The following is an 18,232-nucleotide window of genomic DNA, read 5'->3' as shown; positions in this document are numbered from 1 at the left end:
GGCTACCATGAAAAAACATCTTTCCACCCTCCTGCTGGCCGGCGCAATGGCCATGACTTCCCTTGCCCACGGAGCGGCCAGCCTGAGCGTGACGGCGCCCTGGGTGCGCGCCACGGTGCCGGCCCAAAAGAGCACGGGCGCCTTCATGCATGTGCAGTCGGCGGTGCCGGCGCGCCTGGTGGGCGTGAGCTCCCCGATTGCCGCCACGGTGGAACTGCACCAGATGAAAATGTCGGGCACCACCATGAAAATGGCGCGGGTCGAGGGGATCGACCTGCCGGCTGGCAAGGGCGTCAACCTGGCTTCCGGCGGATATCACATCATGCTGATGGGCCTGACGCGGCAGTTGCAGGAAGGTGAAGCCATCGACCTGACGCTCCGGGTGCAAAGCAAGGGCAAGAAAATCGAGAACATCACGGTCAAGGTGCCGGTCAAACCCATGACCTTTGTCAGCCCGGGACAAGCCGGGCACATGGGGCACTAGGCCGGGCATTCGACGCTAGCGGGCGTGACGGCCAGGCCGTTGAGGATGCCGCAGTACTTTGCCGCCAGGTCCTGGCTGCATTGCGTCCGCAGGGCCAGCATGGCGCCCTGCATGGCCTGCAGCTGCGCCATGCGCTGGCCGATCCGGGCAATATGCGCATCGAGCAGCTGGTTGACTTCGGTACAGCTTTCTTCGGGCGCATCCCGGAAATGGAGCAGGCGCCGCACTTCCGGCAATGACATCTCCATCGACCTGCAATGCCGGATAAAAGCCAGCCGTTCGAGGTGGCGCGCATTGTACAGGCGATAGTTGCCGCTTGAGCGTACCGGGGGCGGCAGCAAGCTTTCCCTTTCGTAAAAACGAATTGTCTCAACCTGGCACTGGGCAGCGGCTGCCAGCGCGCCAATTTTCATGTTCATCATCGTCACTTTCTTGAATACCTGCTTGACCCTATGGTAACTACAGGGTGCCTAATAGGCAATGTGCTGCAGGGTCCAGCCCGTGTGGGCCAGGCCTGCAGCAATTGTTGCCGATACGGCGGGGAGAGTAGACATGAACGAAACTGGCTGGTTAACGGGGGTGTTCACCCTGTATTTTGTGGCGGCCTTCCTGGTGCCGACCGTGCGCGTGTGGCGCAGCACGGGACGCAATCCCTACGTCTTGCCCAGCGCCGATGATGCCTACGGCTTCGTGTCGCGGGCCATGAAATGCGTGATTGCCGGATTGTTCGCCTATTTCACGGTGCGGCTGCTATGGCCAGCCGTGGGCATGCAGATGGGCGCGCTGCACTTGCCGGCAGCGGCCACGCTGGCGCGTGCCGGTTGGGCGGCCCTGGCCGTGGCCATCTGCTGGACCGTGACGGCGCAGTATCAGATGGGCCTGTCGTGGCGCATCGGCATTGACCGCAAGACCGGTACCGCTCTGGTGACAAGCGGCTTGTTCGGCTGGTCGCGCAACCCGATTTTTTTGGCGATGCGGGTGTGCCTGGGGGCGCTGGTGCTGGTCCAGCCCAACGCCGTCACCCTGGCGTTCTTTCTGGCCGGCGACCTGGTCATGCAATTCCAGGTGCGGCTGGAGGAAGACTTCCTCCGGCAGCAGCATGGGCCCGCTTATGAACAATATTGCGCACGCGTGCGGCGCTGGCTGTAGGCGCCGCGCGCACGCGCGGCCGATGCCGCATCAGCGGGGGCTGGCGCCGAGCCGTTCCGTGCTGCCCGAGCCCACTACCGAGCGGCTGACCTTGGGATCGCCGTAGTAGTTCACGTCACCGGAGCCGGCAATCGTCGCGCTCAGCTTGTTGGTGGCCCAGACCACGGCTTCGCCGGAACCGGCCACGCTGACGGCGGCGTCGTTGGCCTGGACGCGGCCCAGGTCGACGTCGCCGGAGCCGCCGATCGAGACCGACAGGGCACGCGTCTTGCCGCCATTGCTCTTGAAGTCGCCGCTGCCGCCCACGCTCACGGCCAGCTGGTCCGCTTCCACGCCCTGGACGTTGATCGAGCCGGAGCCGCCAATATTGAATTTCAGCTTGCTTGCCTTGAGGGCGGGCGCTTCCACCGACCCGGAACCGCCGACCGAGATATGGTCGAGGCTGCGCGCGGTGAGGACGATTTTCATGTGGCGCGTGCGCAGGTTCATATTCCGTTCGGCCGGCTGGATTTTCAGGGTGCCATTGTCGATCACGGTTTCAATACGGGCCAGGATATTGTCGTCTGACTCGATGGTGATGCTGTCCGTGCTGCCGAGGCGCACTTCCATGTCGCCAGGCACGTTCAGAGACACACCCGAGAAGGCGGGCAGGTTGCGCGTCTGCTGCTTGATCACGCCGCTGCCCTGGACTTTCTCGCCGCCCATCCAGTCCAGCGCGCCGGCGGTGGTGTGGGTAAATGGAATGGCACAGGCGCTCAGCGACAGGGCCAGCACCAGCTTGCGCAGCGGCGTATGGAAAAAGGATGGTGAATGCATGACAGCTCCCGGGTTGTTGGTTGTAGTGCTGCCATCATAGAAAAAGCGGCCCGGCCGCGCCCCCGCTATGCGACAGAGTGCACGGGATGCCGACTGGAATGCAAAATTGGGCGATGGCCGAAACGCTTCCGGAAGCAGCCTGCGTGAAAGCTAGTGTGGCGGAGCCCCGTTCTCCGGTGGCGGCTGCAGGCCGTGCTTGAGTACATTGGTGCAACCGACCAGCAAGCCACCGAACATGAACAGGAAAAACAGTTGGGTGGCCACGTGGCCAATAAACCCCCACGGCTCGCTGGCCCAGTCGTTGCAATGGCGCCCCATGCAGGACTGGCCCTCGATGAAGTAGCCGATCAGATCACGCAGGCCGGTGATGAACAGGGCTGCCAGTCCCACCGTGAGGACGAGGGTGAAGGGCTTGACCCAGGCTGGGTCGGGCGGCTTGTTGCGCGAACGTCGAGGGCGAGGCTTAACCATGATCAATAAGAATCAATGCGGGAACTTGCCATTATTCCTCAGCCTCGTCACCCGCGTCGAGCGGTGCGTCAATCACCTTGATGCCGCGGCGCGTCAAACCCTCCCGGAGCAGGAACTCGATCTCCGCATTCACACTGCGCAGGTCGCGCGAGGCCAGGCGCTGCAGTTGTTCCCACAGCGCCGGGCTGATGCGTAGCGGATAGGCTTTCTTGCCGGGACTTGCCATGGACGTGCGACCTTAGTTATAGAGGGTGCCGGTATTGATGATCGGCTGGGTTTCCTTGTCCGAGCACAGCACCACCAGCAGGTTGCTGACCATGGCCGCCTTGCGTTCGGCATCGAGATCCACGATGCCGCGCTCGGACAGGCCCTTGAGCGCCGCTTCCACCATGGTAACGGCCCCATGCACGATCTTGGCGCGGGCGCTGATGATGGCTTCGGCCTGCTGGCGCCGCAGCATGACCTGGGCGATTTCCGCAGCGTAAGCCAGGTGCGTCAGCTTGGCGTCGAGCACCTCCACACCGGCAGCCTCGAAACGGGCCTGCAATTCTACCTTCAATGCTTCAGCCACCACATCCATGCCGGCGCGCAGGGTGGTTTCGCCGTCCGGCAAGTCTTCGCCCTCATCGTAGGCATACTGCGAGGCGAGATGACGCAGCGCAGCCTCGGCCTGGATCTGGACATAGCGCTCGAAGTCATCGACCTCGAACAGGGCCTGGGCCGTGTCGCGCACCCGCCAGACGACGGCCGCGCTGATTTCCACCGGGTTGCCGCGCTTGTCGTTGACCTTGAGCGTGGGCGCATTGAAGTTGCGCGCGCGCAGCGACAGCCGTTTCTTGGTGTACAGCGGAAAGGCCCAGCGCAAGCCTTCGCTGCGGTCGGTGCCGATGTACTTGCCAAACAGGGTCAGGATCGCGCCTTCATTGGGCTGCAGCATGTACAGGCCCACCAGGCAAAGAAACCCGAAAAAGCCGGCAAGGAAGGCGGCCAGGATAAAGGGCAGGGGCAGGTCCGCCTCCACCCCCGTCTTGAACAGATAGAAGGCCAGCAGGGCCATGGCCACGCCGCCGGCAAGTGCCAGATAACCATTGGTGGATGAAAACGACGCTTCACGCCGAATATGTGCTGCAGCCATGCTGTTCCCCTTCAGGTTAGACATCAAAGTGATATCACTTTAGGATCTCGTGAAGTCTTTGTCAAGCCATCCTTGCAACTTTTCGCCGGCGCGCGCAGCGCTTTGTCTGGCAACAGCGGTAACTGTCCTGCGACACGGCCAAAGCGGTATCATGTCGCCCTGCATCATCTTTTACGGAAATCTCATGCTGATCATCACCATCAAACAAGGCAAGGAAAAAAGCCTGCTCGCCGGCGACCCTTTCATCTATGCGTCGGCCGTGGAAAAGGTCGATGGCAAGCCCAACGAAAAGATGAAGGCGGGCGGCACGGCCATCGTGCAGTCATCGTCGCAAAAATTTCTCGCGCGCGCGGCCTACAACAGCAAGTCGCAGATCCGGGCCCGGGTCTGGACCTTCGACGAAAACGAGCCGGTCGATCACGCCCTGATCAAGCGCCGGGTCAAGGCTGCGCTGGAGAAAAGTGCGGCAGCGGCATCGAAGGCGCGGCCGGACCAGATCGTCAAGCGCATCCATGCCGAGGCGGACTTGCTGCCGGGTTTGCTGGTCGAACAGTTTGGGGGCAAGGACGGCTACCTGATCTGCCAGTTTCAGTCGGCCGGCGCCGACGCCTGGAAAGTGCCCATCGTGCAGGCGCTGATGGCCGAGACCGGATGCAAGAATGTGTATGAGCGCGCCGACGAGCTGGTGCGCAAGGGCGAAGGCTTGCCGGTTGTGGCCGGGGCACTGGCCGGCGACGAGCCGCCCGACGAAGTGTGGGTGGACCAGGATGGCGTGCGCATGTCAACCGACCCCAAGACGGGATTCCAGCGACCGTTCCGGCGCTTCTGATTTGCGCGGGGCGGGGACTGCGGTTTTTCTGCATCACTTTTTATATCCGAACTGCAATCTTTCCGCTTCGCATCTGCGTACTCGTCTTATAATTGTCTCGATCATCGCACGCACAATTTTGTCGCGGCCTACCAGAGACGCCATCAGATGGAAAACCACCAGTCCTCGCAAATCCGCACGCTCACTTACATCGAGAACGAAGACCATCCCGTCTTCGGCACCCTCGTCGAGCAGATCCTGCACCTGCTCAACTCCAAGCTGATTTTCAGCGACATCATCATCCACCAGAACAGTCCGCTCATGCTGCGTCAGCCCAAGGGCCTGGTGGCGGTGAGCGATTCGCCCATCACCAAGGAAGAGCTGGAAGAGTTTTTTGAAGTGATTGAGCCGGACTGGGCCGAGCGGATTGCCGTGCGTGCGTTTGACCGCTCGATCGACCTGCACACCGCCCGCATTCGCGCCAACTGCTTTACTTTCCAGGGCAAGAAGCGGCTGGGCTGCGTCGTGCGGCGCTTTCCCAAGGAGCCGCTGCCGCTGACCCAGCTGGGATTGCGCGCGGCCGAGCAGGATTTCGCGCGCCTGACGAGCGGCCTGGTGCTGATCATCGGCGACACCTGCCAGGGCAAGTCCACCACCATCGCCTCGATGCTGGACCAGATCAATCAGACGCGTTCGGGCCACATCATCACCATTGAAGACCCGGTCGAGACCCTGATCCCCCAGCGCAAGTGCATCATTACCCAGCGCGAAGTGGGGTTTGACGGCGACGTCGAGAGCTACTACCTGGGCGCGCTGGACGCGCTGCGCGAGCGGCCGGACGTGATTGTGATCGGCGAAATCCGCGATGCCGAAACGGCGCAGGAAGCGCTGGCGCTGGCCGAATCGGGCCCGCTGGTGCTGGCGTCGCTGCACGCGCGCTCTACCGAACTGGGCCTTCAAAAAATGCTGCGCCTGCTGGGCAACACGGAGGCCCAGGCGCAAGCGCTGGCCAGCGCCTTGCGCGGCGTGCTGTGCCAGGCGCTGCTGCCATCGATGGAAGGGGAGCGCTACTACCTCGCCACCGAATGCCTGACCGCCAATCCTGAAGTGCAGCGCATCATCGAATCTGGCCGCGTGGCCGAGGTGCGTGGGCTGATGGATGGGGGCACGGGCAAGTTCAACGCAGGCTGCCACTCCATGAACGCGGCGCTGGTCAATCTGCTGCGCGACAAAAAAATCAGCATGGATGACGCCCGCAATGCCACTACCGACCGCATCGGCTTTGCCGACGCCTGCTACAGCGCCATGCTCGACGCCGCGTAGTGCCGGACCGTTGGGGCGGCCTTGGCATCAAGGTCGCGCTGCCGCCTGCCTGCCAAAATCAATTTCCCCACACCAGGGTCAGACCACTTAAACGAGCCAAAATCAATTTCCCTGCGCCAGGGTCAGACCACTTAGAGCCGACAAAAGCAACTTTTTTTGTACGCCTAAAGGGGCGCGCCAAGGCTAGCGTTTTCCCACTGGGTCCCCGGCAGTATGCGTTTTCTGTCGGAGAATCAACAGTATCGGGCGATCTGGTATGGGCTGTAGGTCAAAGTCGCCCGGCGCTGTGAGCAGGTTTGCCCAGAGCCACTTTCCTAGCCCGAATTTAAATGCCTGTCGGCATTCAAATCATCCGAAACAATTGATTTCGCCCTGTTTAAGTGGTCTGACCCTGGCCAGAGGAAATTGATTTTGGTGCGTTTAAGTGGTCTCGTATATTGGAGTTACCGAAAATTTGGCAGAATGTGGGCCAGATTTATTGGTCGGGCAGAGTGACATCGGCGTGGTCGGAGACGAGTAGTCTGTGGGTCAGATAGGTGCCTTTGCCCGTTTTTTCCTTGCAAGTCCGGACGGTATCTTAGGCCTTAGAGCCTGCATACGAGACAGGTCAACAAATGGAAACTACGCACGCTCCCATTCTGGGAATTGATGTCAGCAAGAAGAAGTTGGACGCCGCGCTGTTGGAAGGCGGCAAACTGAAGAACAAGGTCGTTGAGAACAGCAAGGCCGGATACGCCGAGCTGGCGAACTGGGTGACCAAGCAAAAGGTCGATGTGACGACAGTCCACGCCTGCATGGAGTCAACCGGCATCTACAGCGAGCCCGTAGCGCTCAATCTGCAGGCAGTTGGCATGAAGGTCAGCATCGTCAATCCAGGCTGCATCAAGGGCTTCGCTCAGAGCGAAAACATTCGAAACAAGAACGACAAGGTCGATGCCGGCGTTATTGCTCGGTATTGCCGAGCAATGACGCCGGAACCTTGGGTGGCACCGCCGCCAGCTGAGCGCTTGTTGCGTGGATGGGTGGAGCGCCTCAGTGCACTTCAGGATATCCGCCAGCAGGAAGCAAACCGGATTGAAGCGCATGAGTTCGCCGGGCAAACTGACTTGGCCAAGCACACCAAAGAGCACGTGGACTGGCTGGATGCCCAGATCGCGCAGCTCAAGAACGATATCGACACCCATATCGATAGCGATCCTGGGATGCGGGCTGACGTTGAGCTAATGACGACGATTCCGGGCGTGGGACGCGCCACGGCAGCCAAAGTCATCAGCTATGCGGGCGATGTGCGAAAGTTCAGCAGCGCCAAGGCCTTCGCCGCTTACATCGGCGTCACTCCCAAGCAACGGCAATCGGGCAGTTCGGTAAGAGGCCGGACCATGATCAGCCGAATCGGCAGTGGTCAACTGCGAGCAGCGCTGTACATGCCGGGCGTGGTGGCCAAGACGCACAACCCGATACTCAGGGCCTTTGCGGCCCGCTTATCGGACAACGGCCTGGCCAAGATGGCCGTGGTCAGCGCTGTCATGCGTAAGCTGGCACATCTGATCTACGGGGTCCTGCGGTCAAACAAGCCCTTCGATGCAAATTACTTGCAATCCGGGCTTGCAATTCAAGACGGTATCTGACCCCGCCTGTGGGAAATTGATTTACGGTAGCTGACCGGCCAGGAAGACGTGGCCGGCCCACCCCTAGTCGAGCGGCACGCCCCGGTAGCGGTTCACTTCGGCCGAAGTCACGAGCGGGGCGCGGTTGCCCCAGCTGTTTCGTAGGTACGACACCACGTTGGCGATTTCCTGGTCACTGAGCACGTGGCTGTACGGTGGCATGCCGTATGGCCGCGGATTGCCCGCGGTAGTGGGCGCAAAGCCGCCATTGAGCACTATCCGGATCGGGTTGACCGCTTCCGTCATGGTCAGCGCCCGGTTGCCCGCCAGCGGCGGATAGTGCGGCGGCAGCCCCTTGCCATCGGCCCCATGGCACTCCATGCACTGCGCTTCATAGGTCTTCCTGCCGTCGGCCAGGATGCGCTCGACCTGCGGCCCTTGCGCTACCTTCGCCGGGGGCGCACCGTGCGCCGGCAGCGATTTCAGGTACACCGCCATGGCCGTCACATCGTCGGTGGAAACGTGCTGCAGGCTTTTTTGCACCACCTCAGCCATCGGGCCGAACACGGTGGCCCGTTCCGAGATGCCGGTCTTGAGCAGGTCCACGATCTGCGGCACTTCCCAGTCACCCAGGCCGGCTTCGGCGTCGGATGTGAGGGAAGGCGCATACCAGCCCAGCGTCTGGATCATGCCGCCCTTGAGTCCTTCTTCACTGGCGCCGAAGCGGTTGCGGCTACTGTGGCACGCGGCGCAGTGGCCCAGCCCCTCGACCAGGTAGGCGCCGCGGTTCCATTGCGCAGACTGGGTCTGGTTGTTGACGTAGACGCCGGGGGTGAAGTACAGCAGGCGCCAGCCGGCCAGCATGAACTGCTGGTCGTACGGGAAGCGCAATGCGTGCGGCTGGCGAGCGCTCTTGTGCGGGGCGATCGTGCGCATGTAGGCGTACAGTGCGTCCGCGTCGTCGCGCGAGACCTTGGTGTAGCTGGTGTAGGGGAAGGCCGGGTAGAGCAGGCGCCCGTCGCGCGACTTGCCGTTGTGAAGAGCATTCCAGAAGTCGTCGGCCGTCCACGCGCCAATGCCGCTTTCGCGGTCGCTCGTGATGTTGGGCGCCACCACGCGCCCGAACGGCGTATCGAGCGCGCGCCCGCCCGCATAGGGCACCCCGCCGCGCGTGGTGTGGCAGGCCATGCAGTCGCCGGCCTTGGCCAGATAGGCGCCGCGCGCGATGTTGGCAGGTGTCGACGCATACGCCCCCGGCGACGAGGAAGCCACCATGTCGGTGCGCGGCCAGGCGATCAGGATCGACAGGAGCAGCAAGGCGGCCACCACGCCAGCCAGAATGAGGATGGTGCGTTTCATGACGCGCTCCCGCAGGCAATCGGCAACGGCCGGGCGATGCTCTCGGCCGGCCGGGCGCTGGCCGGCACCGGCTGCACGCCAAGCCAGTTGGACACGGCCGCCACGTCGGCCAGCGACAGGCGGGCCGCGATATCGGCCATGCAGTCAGGCGCGTGGGCACGGCGCGTCTTGTTGCGCCAGGCGCCCAGCTGGGCGTTGACGTAGTCCCGCGGCAGTCCAAGCAGGCCGGGAATGGCCGGATTGACGCCGGTAAGCTGCTGGCCGTGGCAGGCCACGCAGGCCGGCACCCTCAGTGCCGGGTCGCCCTGCAGGGCCAGTACCCGCCCGCGCTCCAGTATCGCCGCGCTCACGCCGGTCGGCTGCGGTGGGGGCGCGGGCAAATGTTCGGCCGCGAAGTGCCTGGCGATCGCCAGCAGGTAGTCGTCGGACATGTGGTCGACCATGTAGGTCATGATCGGGAACTGGCGGCGCCCATCACGAAAGTTCACCAGCTGGTTGTACAGGTAGCCGGCCGGCTTGCCGGAGATGCGCGGGTAGTACTGGTCGTTGACGTCTTTTTTGGCGTGGCAGGATGCGCAGGCCAACAGTCGCTGGGCCATGGTGTCGGGCAGCACGGCAGGCCGCTCGGCCGCATGCAGGGGCGGCGCGGCCAGGCAGGCCAGCAGGCAAAGAGACCGGATGAAATGTGTGAGCATGATGGCGTCGAGTGAGCGGAGATGCCATGATTGTCGCACTTCCCGGCGTAGCGCGTGGTCAGGCAGGACTGCTGCTGCGCCAGTGACGGTAGATTTTCAGTGCCACGTGGGCGTCGTCGGCAGCGTACAGGATCTGCTTTTCCGACAGGCGCGGCATGGCCCAGTTGGTCGTGGTGATCTTTTTGGACTTTTGCATCTTCTGCCCAAAAAAGCGTGCCACTGCCGTCTTGGCCCCGAGCGTATTGCGTTCGCCCTTCCTGCGCAGGGCCGTCGACAGGTCCAGCACGTTGACCATGTCGATCCCCAGCTTGGCACGCATGCGCTTGACGTCGTCCTGCAGGCCAAAGCCTACCTTGATGATGTCGCGCGATTCGAGCACCGGCTTCATCAGGTCAAAGGCGCTGCCCGGCACGATCTGGAACAGGTAGGCCACCTCGTCGGTGGCCAGCTGCACCAGGTGCGGGCCGGTCGACACTTCGCCCTTCATGAACGTGGGCTTCGATTCGGTGTCAAAGCCAATCGCATCCATGGCCGACAGCACGGTCAGCGCCGCCGCCGCTTCCGCCGGTGTCTTCACCATGCGTACGGCGGTGATGGCGATGCCTTCGTAGGGAGGAAGTTCGGGTTCGTCGGGGCGGTCCGGAGCTGCTTCGTCAGTCATCACCGCGCATTAACCGTTGCGCGAGAATTTCGAGGCGAGCAGTTGCAGCTTTTCCTGGCGCAGGCGGTCCGCTTCTGCCGCCTGGGCGGCGTCGCGCTCGGCCTTCTTGCGCTCGGCTTCTTTCTTGAAGCGCTGCTGCAAGGTTTCCTTGGCGTGGCTGCGGTGGGTGTCGGTGACGTCGGCGCCAGCAACGCCGTCCAGGTCAAAGCGCTGGGTGGCTTTTTCCATGGCGCGCAGGTAGCGCAGCGATCCGGTATGAATGCCCAGCGCCGTGCGCATGGTCTTGCGGTCGAGATCGGGCATGCGCGCGAGAATCTGCTTGTCGATGCCGATGGCAAGGGGCAGGCAATCGCGGAAGGCAGGGAACTGCTGCTGGAACTGTTTAAGCAGCGAACGCGGCGACGGGGCACTGGCCGGGGTGGCCGGAGCCTGCGCAGTGTCAGGCTTGGCGTCGGCGCTGGGCGCCGGTGCGGCGCTCGCTTCAGTGACAGGGGCGGGCGCTGCGGGTGCCGCGGCGGCTGGGACTTCGGCCGGCTCGGCGACAAGACTAGTTGTATTCATTGACTTCATAATAAGATCTGGAACCGGAAGGATAGCATGTACACATTCGCACGTGCCGGGATTTTATTCGTCAGTGCCGCGCTTCAACATGATCCGCGCGCTGCGAAATCGTGTATGATCCGCCCCTTGCCCTGCGCGCGGTTTGCGCCAGCGCAGACGTATCAGCTCGACGAAAGAGGACCGTGGGTGTCCCGCAAGAATAAGCCTGGGTGATATCTGATATGCGATATATCAATTATCCCTATATCTTGCATTGGGGCATAATGGCGGTGTCTCCTCTATTCTTCACTGGAATAATAGATCAAGCCCGTTTCTTACCAGCGGGCTTTTTTTCGTTCTGATGCGCGCGGCCGCATGCGGCCACCATTGCCCTTAGCGCGGGCTACCTGAACACTTATCTGGATGGACCCTGCGCCCGGTCCGGCTGGATTATTGACTGGAGTTTTTATGACGACCAAAGCCAAAACCCTGACCCTTACCGCCGCCAAAGCGCCGCGCAAAGGCGCCGCGCCGCTGGCCGTGCCCAAGACTGCGACGTCCTATTTCCTGGAAACGGAAGCGGCTGCCAAGGTCACGGTCGTCAAAAAAGGCTCGCGCCTGGCCGCCGTGGAAGCTGCCGCCGCCGAGGCGGCCAACAACAGCGAGGCCTCGGCCCCGGTGGTGGTGCGCAAGCGCTCCAAGCTGGCCGTGGTCGACGCGCCGGCCGCGGATGCTGCGCAAGCGGGCGAGGGCGCCGTGAAGGCGGCGCCGAAAGCGCGCGCCGTCAAGAAGGCGCTGGACGCGGAACCGAATGTGATCCAGACGGCCGGCAAGTCGGTCAGCCAGACCACGGACGCCGCCGCGCTGGCCGCCATCGACACTTCCGGCTACCTGCTGCCATCGGTCAAGGTGCCGGGCCGCCGCGGCCGCAAGCCAAGCGAATTTACGCCCGAGAATGATGAAGTGGCGGCACTGAACGCGGTCGAGCGCGCCGAACTGAAGGCGGTATCGAAAGCCAGGGAGCGCAAGGCCAAGGGTGGCGTGACGCTGCCGGCCGACCCGAAAGCGACCGAAGCGGACATGGAGCGCCGCCGCCTGCAGATCAAGAACCTGATCAACATGGGCAAGGAGCGCGGCTACCTGACCTATGCCGAGATCAATGACCAGCTGCCGGAAAACATCATCGATCCGGAAGCGGTGGAAGGCATCATCGCCACCTTCAACGACATGGGCATTGCCGTCTACGAGCGCGCCCCTGACGCGGAAATGATGCTGCTGACCGACACCGTCGCCACCGCCACCAGCGACGACGAAGTGGAAGCTGCCGCCGCCACCGCACTGTCGACGGTCGATTCGGATTTTGGCCGTACCACCGACCCGGTGCGGATGTACATGCGCGAGATGGGCGCCGTGGCACTGCTCACGCGCGAAGGCGAAATCGAGATCGCCAAACGCATCGAGGGCGGCTTGAAGGACATGGTCCAGGCCATTTCCGCCTGTCCGACCACGATCGCTGAAATCATCGCGCTGTCGCACAAGATCGCGCGCGACGAGATCAAGGTCGATGAAGTGGTCGACGGTTTCGTGGACCTGAACGAATCGTCGGCGCCTGCCGCCCCGGCGCCGCACGTGGCCTCGGACGACGATGAAGAAGACGATGAAGAGCACGAGGAAGAAGATGGCGACGCCAATGGCGGCGCGGCCGGCTTTTCGGCCGAGCAGCTCAATCAGCTCAAGGTGGGCGCGCTCGACAAGTTCGCCCTGATCGAAGCCGAATTCGACAAGATGGCGGCTGCCTTCACGAAAGAGGGCTACGGCTCGGCCAAGTATGTCAAGGCGCAGGAAGTCATTTCCAACGAACTGCTGGGCATTCGTTTCACGGCCAAGGTCGTGGAAAAGCTGTGCGACACCCTGCGCGGCCAGATGGATGAAGTGCGCCACATCGAAAAGGCCGTGCTGGCCATCTGCGTGGACCGCTGCGGCATGCCGCGCGCCCACTTCATCAAGGTGTTCCCGGGCAATGAAACGGATCTGGGCTGGGTTGACCGTGAAGTCGACTGCGCCTATCCGTACAGCACGGTCCTGAGCCGCAATGTTCCTGCCATCAAGGAACTGCAGCAGCGCATGATCGACCTGCAGGCGCGCGTGGCGCTGCCGCTGGCCGACCTGCGCAAGATTAACAAGCAGATGGCGGCCGGCGAAAAGCGGGCCCGTCACGCCAAGCGGGAAATGACGGTGGCCAACCTGCGCCTCGTGATTTCCATTGCCAAGAAGTACATCAACCGTGGCTTGCAATTCCTCGACCTGATCCAGGAAGGCAATATCGGTCTGCTCAAGGCCGTGGACAAGTTTGAGTACCGCCGCGGCTACAAGTTCTCGACCTACGCCACGTGGTGGATTCGCCAGGCGATTACCCGTTCGATCGCGGACATGGCCCGTACCATCCGCGTGCCGGTGCACATGATCGAGACGATCAACAAGATGAACCGCATCTCGCGCCAGATCATGCAGGAAACGGGCAGCGAGCCGGACCTGGCAACCCTGGCACTCAAGATGGAAATGCCAGAGAACAAGGTTCGCGAAATCATGAAGATCGCGAAAGAGCCGATTTCGATGGAAACGCCGATGGGCGAGGATGGCGATTCGCAACTGGGCGACTTCATCGAAGACAACACCACGCTGGCCCCGCTGGACGCGGCGCTGCATGCATCGATGCGCAACGTGATCAAGGAAGTGCTGGACTCGCTCACGCCGCGCGAAGCGAAGGTGCTGCGCATGCGCTATGGCGTGGAAATGTCGAACGATCACACGCTGGAAGAAGTAGGCAAGCAGTTTGACGTCACGCGCGAGCGGATTCGCCAGATTGAAGCCAAAGCCATGAGCAAGCTGCGTCAGCCGTCGCGCTCGGACAAGCTCAAGAGCTTCCTGCACAACCATTGAGGCAGAGGCATCTAACACTGCCGGCAAGACATTGATTTTGACCGGTTTAAGTGGTCTGACCCTGAACTTGGGAAATTGTTAGTGCAGTGCTGAGGTGGTGAATGAGGGCGTTCCGTTGGGGGCGCCCTTTTTTTTTGGGCATCGGAGTGGTCCAGCCGTGGCGCTTGGAGCCGGACGCATGTCGACATTCTTTACATGTGGATGTGGCCAAAGAGGGGGGGAATTGTAATGACGACATTTTTACGGGAAGGAATGTGGCGACTTGAACATCATTGATCTGATTAATCTTGTCGTTTCCAAAACAAAACTAAAGGTTATGTCGAGAAACATTACAGCGGTTGGCGGCGGGGTGGCGGGGCATATTGCAATTCATTGATTTCCATCAATAATTGTTGCTGGCATGCATTGTGCTATAGCTGGGATAAGACCAATTAACTCTGAAAGAGAATCATGAAAAAGCTTATCACCATCGCTGCCCTGATTTCCGCCGCCTTTGCTGCACCGGCAGCTCACGCTGACGCTCTCTACAATTACAGCTATGCCTTTGGCAATGGCGTGCTGATCGAAGGCAGCTTCACCGGTACCGCCAATGGCAACCTGATCACCAACCTGTCCAACATCACGGCCTCGATCAATGGCATCGCTTACAACGGCAGCGGCAACCTCTACGCTTCCAGCATGCACAGGACCAGCGACTACTATTACGGGTACACCTGGGTGTCGGGTGGCGGCGTGGTGTCGTTCGACGGATTGCAAAACAATTTCCTGTTCATTGACGCTGACTATCCGAACAGCTACTCCTACACGAATTACTTCTACGATATCAGCAACCCGAGCCGCCAGATCTACGCCAGTGGCAAGGGCCTCTATGGCAATGACTACAACTACAACTACTATACGAACGGCTACACCCCGGGCGTGTGGACGCTGAGCGCCGCGAACGAGGTGCCAGAGCCGACCTCTGTCCTTCTCATGGGCCTGGGCCTGGTTGGCCTGGTTGCTGCTCGTCGCAAGAAAAGCGCCTGATCGTCATCTGGAGTTCGTCGCAGTGCACACTGCATAGCGCGTGCCCAACAGTTAGTCAGCAACTGTTGGGTTTTTTTTTGCCGGCTGTGCCGGTCGCTGTGAATGCCCTCGGCACCTTGCTGCTGCGCAGCCGCTGACGCGGTAACTGGTCAATGCTGTGTCGCCGCCACGCAATGGAAGTTTGATGCCTTCGATGCCAGCACACACGCGTGGCCAAAAAAATGCGCACCCGAATCGCTTCGGGTGCGCCAATGGGCTAGTCAGGAGAGGGGCACGAGGATGTCGCACCCTTTTTACTATCCGAGGTTCATTCTACATATCAGAATGACACCAAGTCTCTCCAATTGTTTCACCGCACAAAAATATTTACAGGCCCTTAGCCTGTGTTGCGCAAGCCTGCGGCCACGCCATTGATTGACAGATGGATGCCGCGATGCACACGCTCGTCGATCTGCGCCGGGTCGCCTGCTACCTTCCGGTGCCGGTGGATCAGCTCGACCTGCAGGTGGTTGAGCGGGTCCAGGTAGGCGAAGCGGTTCTGGATCGAACGGGCCAGCAGCGGGTTGCCGGCCAGGCGTTCATGCGCGCCGGTGATCGCTTCCAGGCAGCGCAGGGTGGTGCCATGTTCGGCCGCGATACGCTTGAAGATGCGCTCGCGCAGTTCGACGTCGGCCACCAGTTCCGCATAGCGCGACGCGATCGCCAGGTCGGTCTTGGCCAGCACCATGTCCATGTTCGACAACAGCGTGGCAAAGAATGGCCACTCCTTGAACATGGCCTGCAGCGTGGCGATCTTTTCGTCACGGTTGCCTTCTTCGATCCACTGCGTGATGGCCGAACCGAAGCCGTACCAGCCCGGCAGCAGCAGGCGGCACTGGCCCCACGAAAAGCCCCAGGGAATGGCGCGCAGGTCTTCGATGCGCTTGGTCGACTTGCGCGAGGCCGGGCGTGAACCAAGATTGAGCTCCGCGATTTCCGCAATCGGGGTGGCCGAAAAAAAGTAGTCGGTAAAGCCGGGAGTCTCGTACACCAGGTTGCGGTAAGCCTTGTAGGCGCGCGCCGAAAGGTCGGCCATGATGTCTTCAAAGCCGGCCAGGCGCTGCGCCTTGTCGCCCTCGGCCGCGTGCGGCGTGAGCGTCGCTTCCAGCGTGGCGGCAACGAGCAGCTCCAGGTTGCGGCGGCCGATTTCGGCGTTCGAGAACTTGGAGGCGATGATCTCGCCCTGTTCGGTCAGGCGGATCTGGCCATTGACGGTCCCCGGCGGCTGCGCCAGGATCGCTTCGTAGCTTGGACCGCCGCCGCGGCCCACGGTGCCGCCGCGGCCATGGAACAGGCGGATTTTCACGCCCGCTTCGGCGAACACCTTCACCAGATGGATCTCGGCCTTGTACAGCTCCCAGTTGGAAGTGAGGAAGCCGCCATCCTTGTTCGAGTCCGAGTAGCCCAGCATGACTTCCTGCAGCATGCCCTGTTTGGCGATCAGTTCCTTGACCATCGGGATTGCCATCCACTCGCCCATGATGGCCGCGGCGCGCTGCAGGTCGGGAATGGTTTCAAACAGCGGGATGACCATGGCGTCGAGTTCACCCGCTTGGGTACGCAGCAGGCCGGTTTCCTTTTGCAGCAGCAGCACTTCCAGCAGGTCCGACACGGTCTCGGTGTGCGAGATGATGTAGTTGCGGATGGCGCGCACGCCGTAGCGGGCGCGGATGTCGCGCGCCGCGCGCAGGATGGAGAGCTCGGAATCGGCTTCGGCGCTGTACTTTGCGTAGGGAGAATACAGCAGGCGCGGCTGCGCCAGTTCGGCCAGCAGCAGTTCCACCTTCTGCGCTTCGTCGAGCTGGGCGTACGAGGCTTGCACGCCGGCGCTGGCAAACAGCTCGGCCAGCACGCGCTCGTGCACGTCCGACGACTGGCGCATGTCGAGCGAGGCGAGATGGAAGCCGAAAATGCCCGAAGCACGCAGCAGGGTGGCCAGGCGCGGCTTGACCAGCAGCGCGCCATGGTTGGCACGCAGCGAAGCGGCCAGGATCTTGAGGTCATCGGCAAAGTCGGAGGCCTGCGCGTACGGCTCGGCGTGGCCCACTTCCTTGCGCAGGATGTTGGTCGCGCCCAGCGCGCGGGCGGTGGCGGCCAGGCGCGCATAGATGCCGATCAGGGCGCGCCGGTATGGCTCGTCGCTGCGGTGCGGCGAGTGGTCGGGCGAGACATCGGCCAGTGCCTGCAGCTCGGGGCTGGCGCCCACCATCAGGGTCGAAATCGACAGTTCGGCGCCCAGGGCGTGCACTTCCTCGAGATAGAAGTCGAGGATGGTGGTGGCCTGGCGCACCAGCGCGTGCTGCATGGTGCCGGCGTTGACATTCGGGTTGCCGTCACGGTCGCCGCCAATCCAGCTGCCCATCTGCACATAGCGTGCGTTCCCCAGCGCCAGGCCTTCGCCCGGATACTGCTCGGCGATTTCCTGTTCGATGTCGTCATACAGGCCAGGCAGCTCGCGCAGGAAGGTGATGCGGTAGTAGGACAGGGCGTTGTCGATTTCGTCGGCCACCGTCAGCTTGGAGTAGCGCAGCATGCGCGTCTGCCATAGCGTCGCGATGCGGGCGTGCAGCAGGTCGGTGTTGGCCAGGCGCTCCTTGGGTGTGAGGGGCAGGTCGCGTTCGGCCAGCAGGCGCGCGATGTCATGCTCGGCGTCGAGAATACTTTTGCGCTGCACTTCGGTCGGGTGGGCCGTCAGCACCGGGGCAATCAGGGCTTCCTTGAAAAACTCGCGCACGGTTTCGCCTTCCACGCCGGCTTGCCTCAGCTTTTTCAGGGCGAAGCTGACGCTGCCCTGCTGGGGCGCGGAGCCGGCCAGCAGGTGCGCGCGGCGGCGGCGGATGTGGTGCTGGTCTTCGGCGATGTTGGCCAGGTGCGAAAAGTACGAGAACGCGCGCACCACCGAAATGGTCTGGTTGCGCGAGAGCTTGTGCAGCAGCGTGGTCAGTTCTTCGCCGGCGGCGGCATCGTCTTCGCGCCGGAAGCGCACGGCCGTTTGGCGAATGGTTTCGACGACGTTGAAGACCTCTTCGCCCTCCTGGTCGCGCAGGACGTCGCCGAGCAGGCGTCCAAGCAGGCGGATATCTTCTTTTAACGGTGCGTCCTTGTCCAGGACTGGTGAGGTTTCTTGAGCAGCAGCTTGATTTACCATGTTTGACCAGAATGTAATGTTGGTGCAAAAA

17 protein-coding genes are annotated in these 18,232 nt (G+C 62.1%); 7 read left to right on the top strand and 10 right to left on the bottom strand.

Translation table 11 applies throughout. The features are described from left to right. The first annotated feature begins 7 nt into the window (after positions 1–7). Positions 8–484 (top strand): copper chaperone PCu(A)C, encoded by a 477-nt coding sequence (locus KY495_RS00510; protein WP_219881842.1) that lies wholly within the window; start codon positions 8–10, stop codon positions 482–484. On the opposite strand, the gene cadR is transcribed toward KY495_RS00510, so the two are convergent. After that, positions 481–906 carry a Cd(II)/Pb(II)-responsive transcriptional regulator gene (gene cadR / locus KY495_RS00505; protein WP_219881841.1) on the bottom strand — a complete coding sequence of 142 codons (426 nt, stop codon included), beginning with the start codon at positions 904–906 and terminating at the stop codon, positions 481–483. The two genes, KY495_RS00510 and cadR, sit on opposite strands and share 4 nt — an antisense overlap. A gap of 130 nt (positions 907–1,036) precedes the next feature. On the opposite strand from cadR, the gene KY495_RS00500 reads away from it, so the two are divergent. After that, the gene (locus KY495_RS00500; RefSeq protein ID WP_219881840.1) at positions 1,037–1,633 is read left to right on the top strand and encodes an isoprenylcysteine carboxylmethyltransferase family protein; all 597 of its coding nucleotides are present in this window, start codon (positions 1,037–1,039) and stop codon (positions 1,631–1,633) included. Between the two features lie 30 nt (positions 1,634–1,663). Here KY495_RS00500 and KY495_RS00495 read toward each other — a convergent pair whose 3' ends face one another. From KY495_RS00495 to KY495_RS00480, 4 genes are all read right to left on the bottom strand, one after another. Beyond that, positions 1,664–2,449 (bottom strand): head GIN domain-containing protein, encoded by a 786-nt coding sequence (locus KY495_RS00495; protein WP_219881839.1) that lies wholly within the window; start codon positions 2,447–2,449, stop codon positions 1,664–1,666. 150 nt (positions 2,450–2,599) lie between these two features. Continuing rightward, complete coding sequence (locus KY495_RS00490; RefSeq protein ID WP_219881838.1) at positions 2,600–2,920, bottom strand: hypothetical protein; 321 nt, start codon at positions 2,918–2,920, stop codon at positions 2,600–2,602. Between the two features lie 31 nt (positions 2,921–2,951). Further along, positions 2,952–3,146 (bottom strand): hypothetical protein, encoded by a 195-nt coding sequence (locus KY495_RS00485; protein ID WP_219881837.1) that lies wholly within the window; start codon positions 3,144–3,146, stop codon positions 2,952–2,954. Positions 3,147–3,158: 12 nt separating this feature from the next. Continuing rightward, positions 3,159–4,055, bottom strand: a complete 897-nt coding sequence (locus KY495_RS00480; protein ID WP_219881836.1) for an SPFH domain-containing protein — start codon at positions 4,053–4,055, stop codon at positions 3,159–3,161. Positions 4,056–4,239: 184 nt separating this feature from the next. Here KY495_RS00480 and KY495_RS00475 point away from each other — a divergent pair, with 184 nt between their 5' ends. From KY495_RS00475 to KY495_RS00465, 3 genes are all read left to right on the top strand, one after another. Continuing rightward, a complete protein-coding gene (locus tag KY495_RS00475; protein ID WP_219881835.1) occupies positions 4,240–4,884 on the top strand; it encodes an SAM-dependent methyltransferase in 645 nt (214 codons plus the stop codon). Between the two features lie 147 nt (positions 4,885–5,031). Further along, positions 5,032–6,186 (top strand): type IV pilus twitching motility protein PilT, encoded by a 1,155-nt coding sequence (locus tag KY495_RS00470; RefSeq protein ID WP_219881834.1) that lies wholly within the window; start codon positions 5,032–5,034, stop codon positions 6,184–6,186. A 614-nt stretch (positions 6,187–6,800) separates the two neighbouring features. Then, a complete protein-coding gene (locus KY495_RS00465) occupies positions 6,801–7,814 on the top strand; it encodes an IS110 family transposase (protein WP_219881833.1) in 1,014 nt (337 codons plus the stop codon). Between the two features lie 63 nt (positions 7,815–7,877). Here the strand turns inward: KY495_RS00465 and KY495_RS00460 are convergent, their stop codons facing one another. The 4 genes from KY495_RS00460 to KY495_RS00445 are packed head-to-tail and all read right to left on the bottom strand — an operon-like array spanning position 7,878 to position 11,078. Further along, positions 7,878–9,152, bottom strand: a complete 1,275-nt coding sequence (locus KY495_RS00460; RefSeq protein WP_219881832.1) for a cytochrome c — start codon at positions 9,150–9,152, stop codon at positions 7,878–7,880. Continuing rightward, positions 9,149–9,847 carry a cytochrome c4 gene (locus KY495_RS00455; RefSeq protein WP_219881831.1) on the bottom strand — a complete coding sequence of 233 codons (699 nt, stop codon included), beginning with the start codon at positions 9,845–9,847 and terminating at the stop codon, positions 9,149–9,151. Before KY495_RS00455 ends, KY495_RS00460 begins: the two co-directional genes overlap by 4 nt. 58 nt (positions 9,848–9,905) lie before the next feature. Next, a complete protein-coding gene (locus KY495_RS00450; RefSeq protein ID WP_219881830.1) occupies positions 9,906–10,508 on the bottom strand; it encodes a 3'-5' exonuclease in 603 nt (200 codons plus the stop codon). A gap of 9 nt (positions 10,509–10,517) precedes the next feature. Next, positions 10,518–11,078, bottom strand: coding sequence for a ProQ/FINO family protein (locus KY495_RS00445; RefSeq protein ID WP_374040977.1), 561 nt, complete (start codon positions 11,076–11,078; stop codon positions 10,518–10,520). Positions 11,079–11,516: 438 nt separating this feature from the next. Here KY495_RS00445 and rpoD point away from each other — a divergent pair, with 438 nt between their 5' ends. Beyond that, positions 11,517–13,988 (top strand): RNA polymerase sigma factor RpoD, encoded by a 2,472-nt coding sequence (rpoD, locus tag KY495_RS00440; RefSeq protein WP_219881828.1) that lies wholly within the window; start codon positions 11,517–11,519, stop codon positions 13,986–13,988. A gap of 450 nt (positions 13,989–14,438) precedes the next feature. Beyond that, entirely contained in the window at positions 14,439–15,014 is a 576-nt protein-coding gene (locus KY495_RS00435; protein ID WP_219881827.1) for a PEP-CTERM sorting domain-containing protein, read from the top strand. A 376-nt stretch (positions 15,015–15,390) separates the two neighbouring features. Here the strand turns inward: KY495_RS00435 and ppc are convergent, their stop codons facing one another. Beyond that, complete coding sequence (gene ppc, locus KY495_RS00430; RefSeq protein ID WP_219881826.1) at positions 15,391–18,201, bottom strand: phosphoenolpyruvate carboxylase; 2,811 nt, start codon at positions 18,199–18,201, stop codon at positions 15,391–15,393. Positions 18,202–18,232: the final 31 nt, after the last annotated feature.

The sequence above is a fragment of the Massilia sp. PAMC28688 genome (assembly GCF_019443445.1).
Lineage (GTDB): Bacteria > Pseudomonadota > Gammaproteobacteria > Burkholderiales > Burkholderiaceae_D > Telluria_A.
Note: the sequence above shows the minus strand (reverse complement) of the source record. Positions and strands in the feature narration are given on the sequence as shown.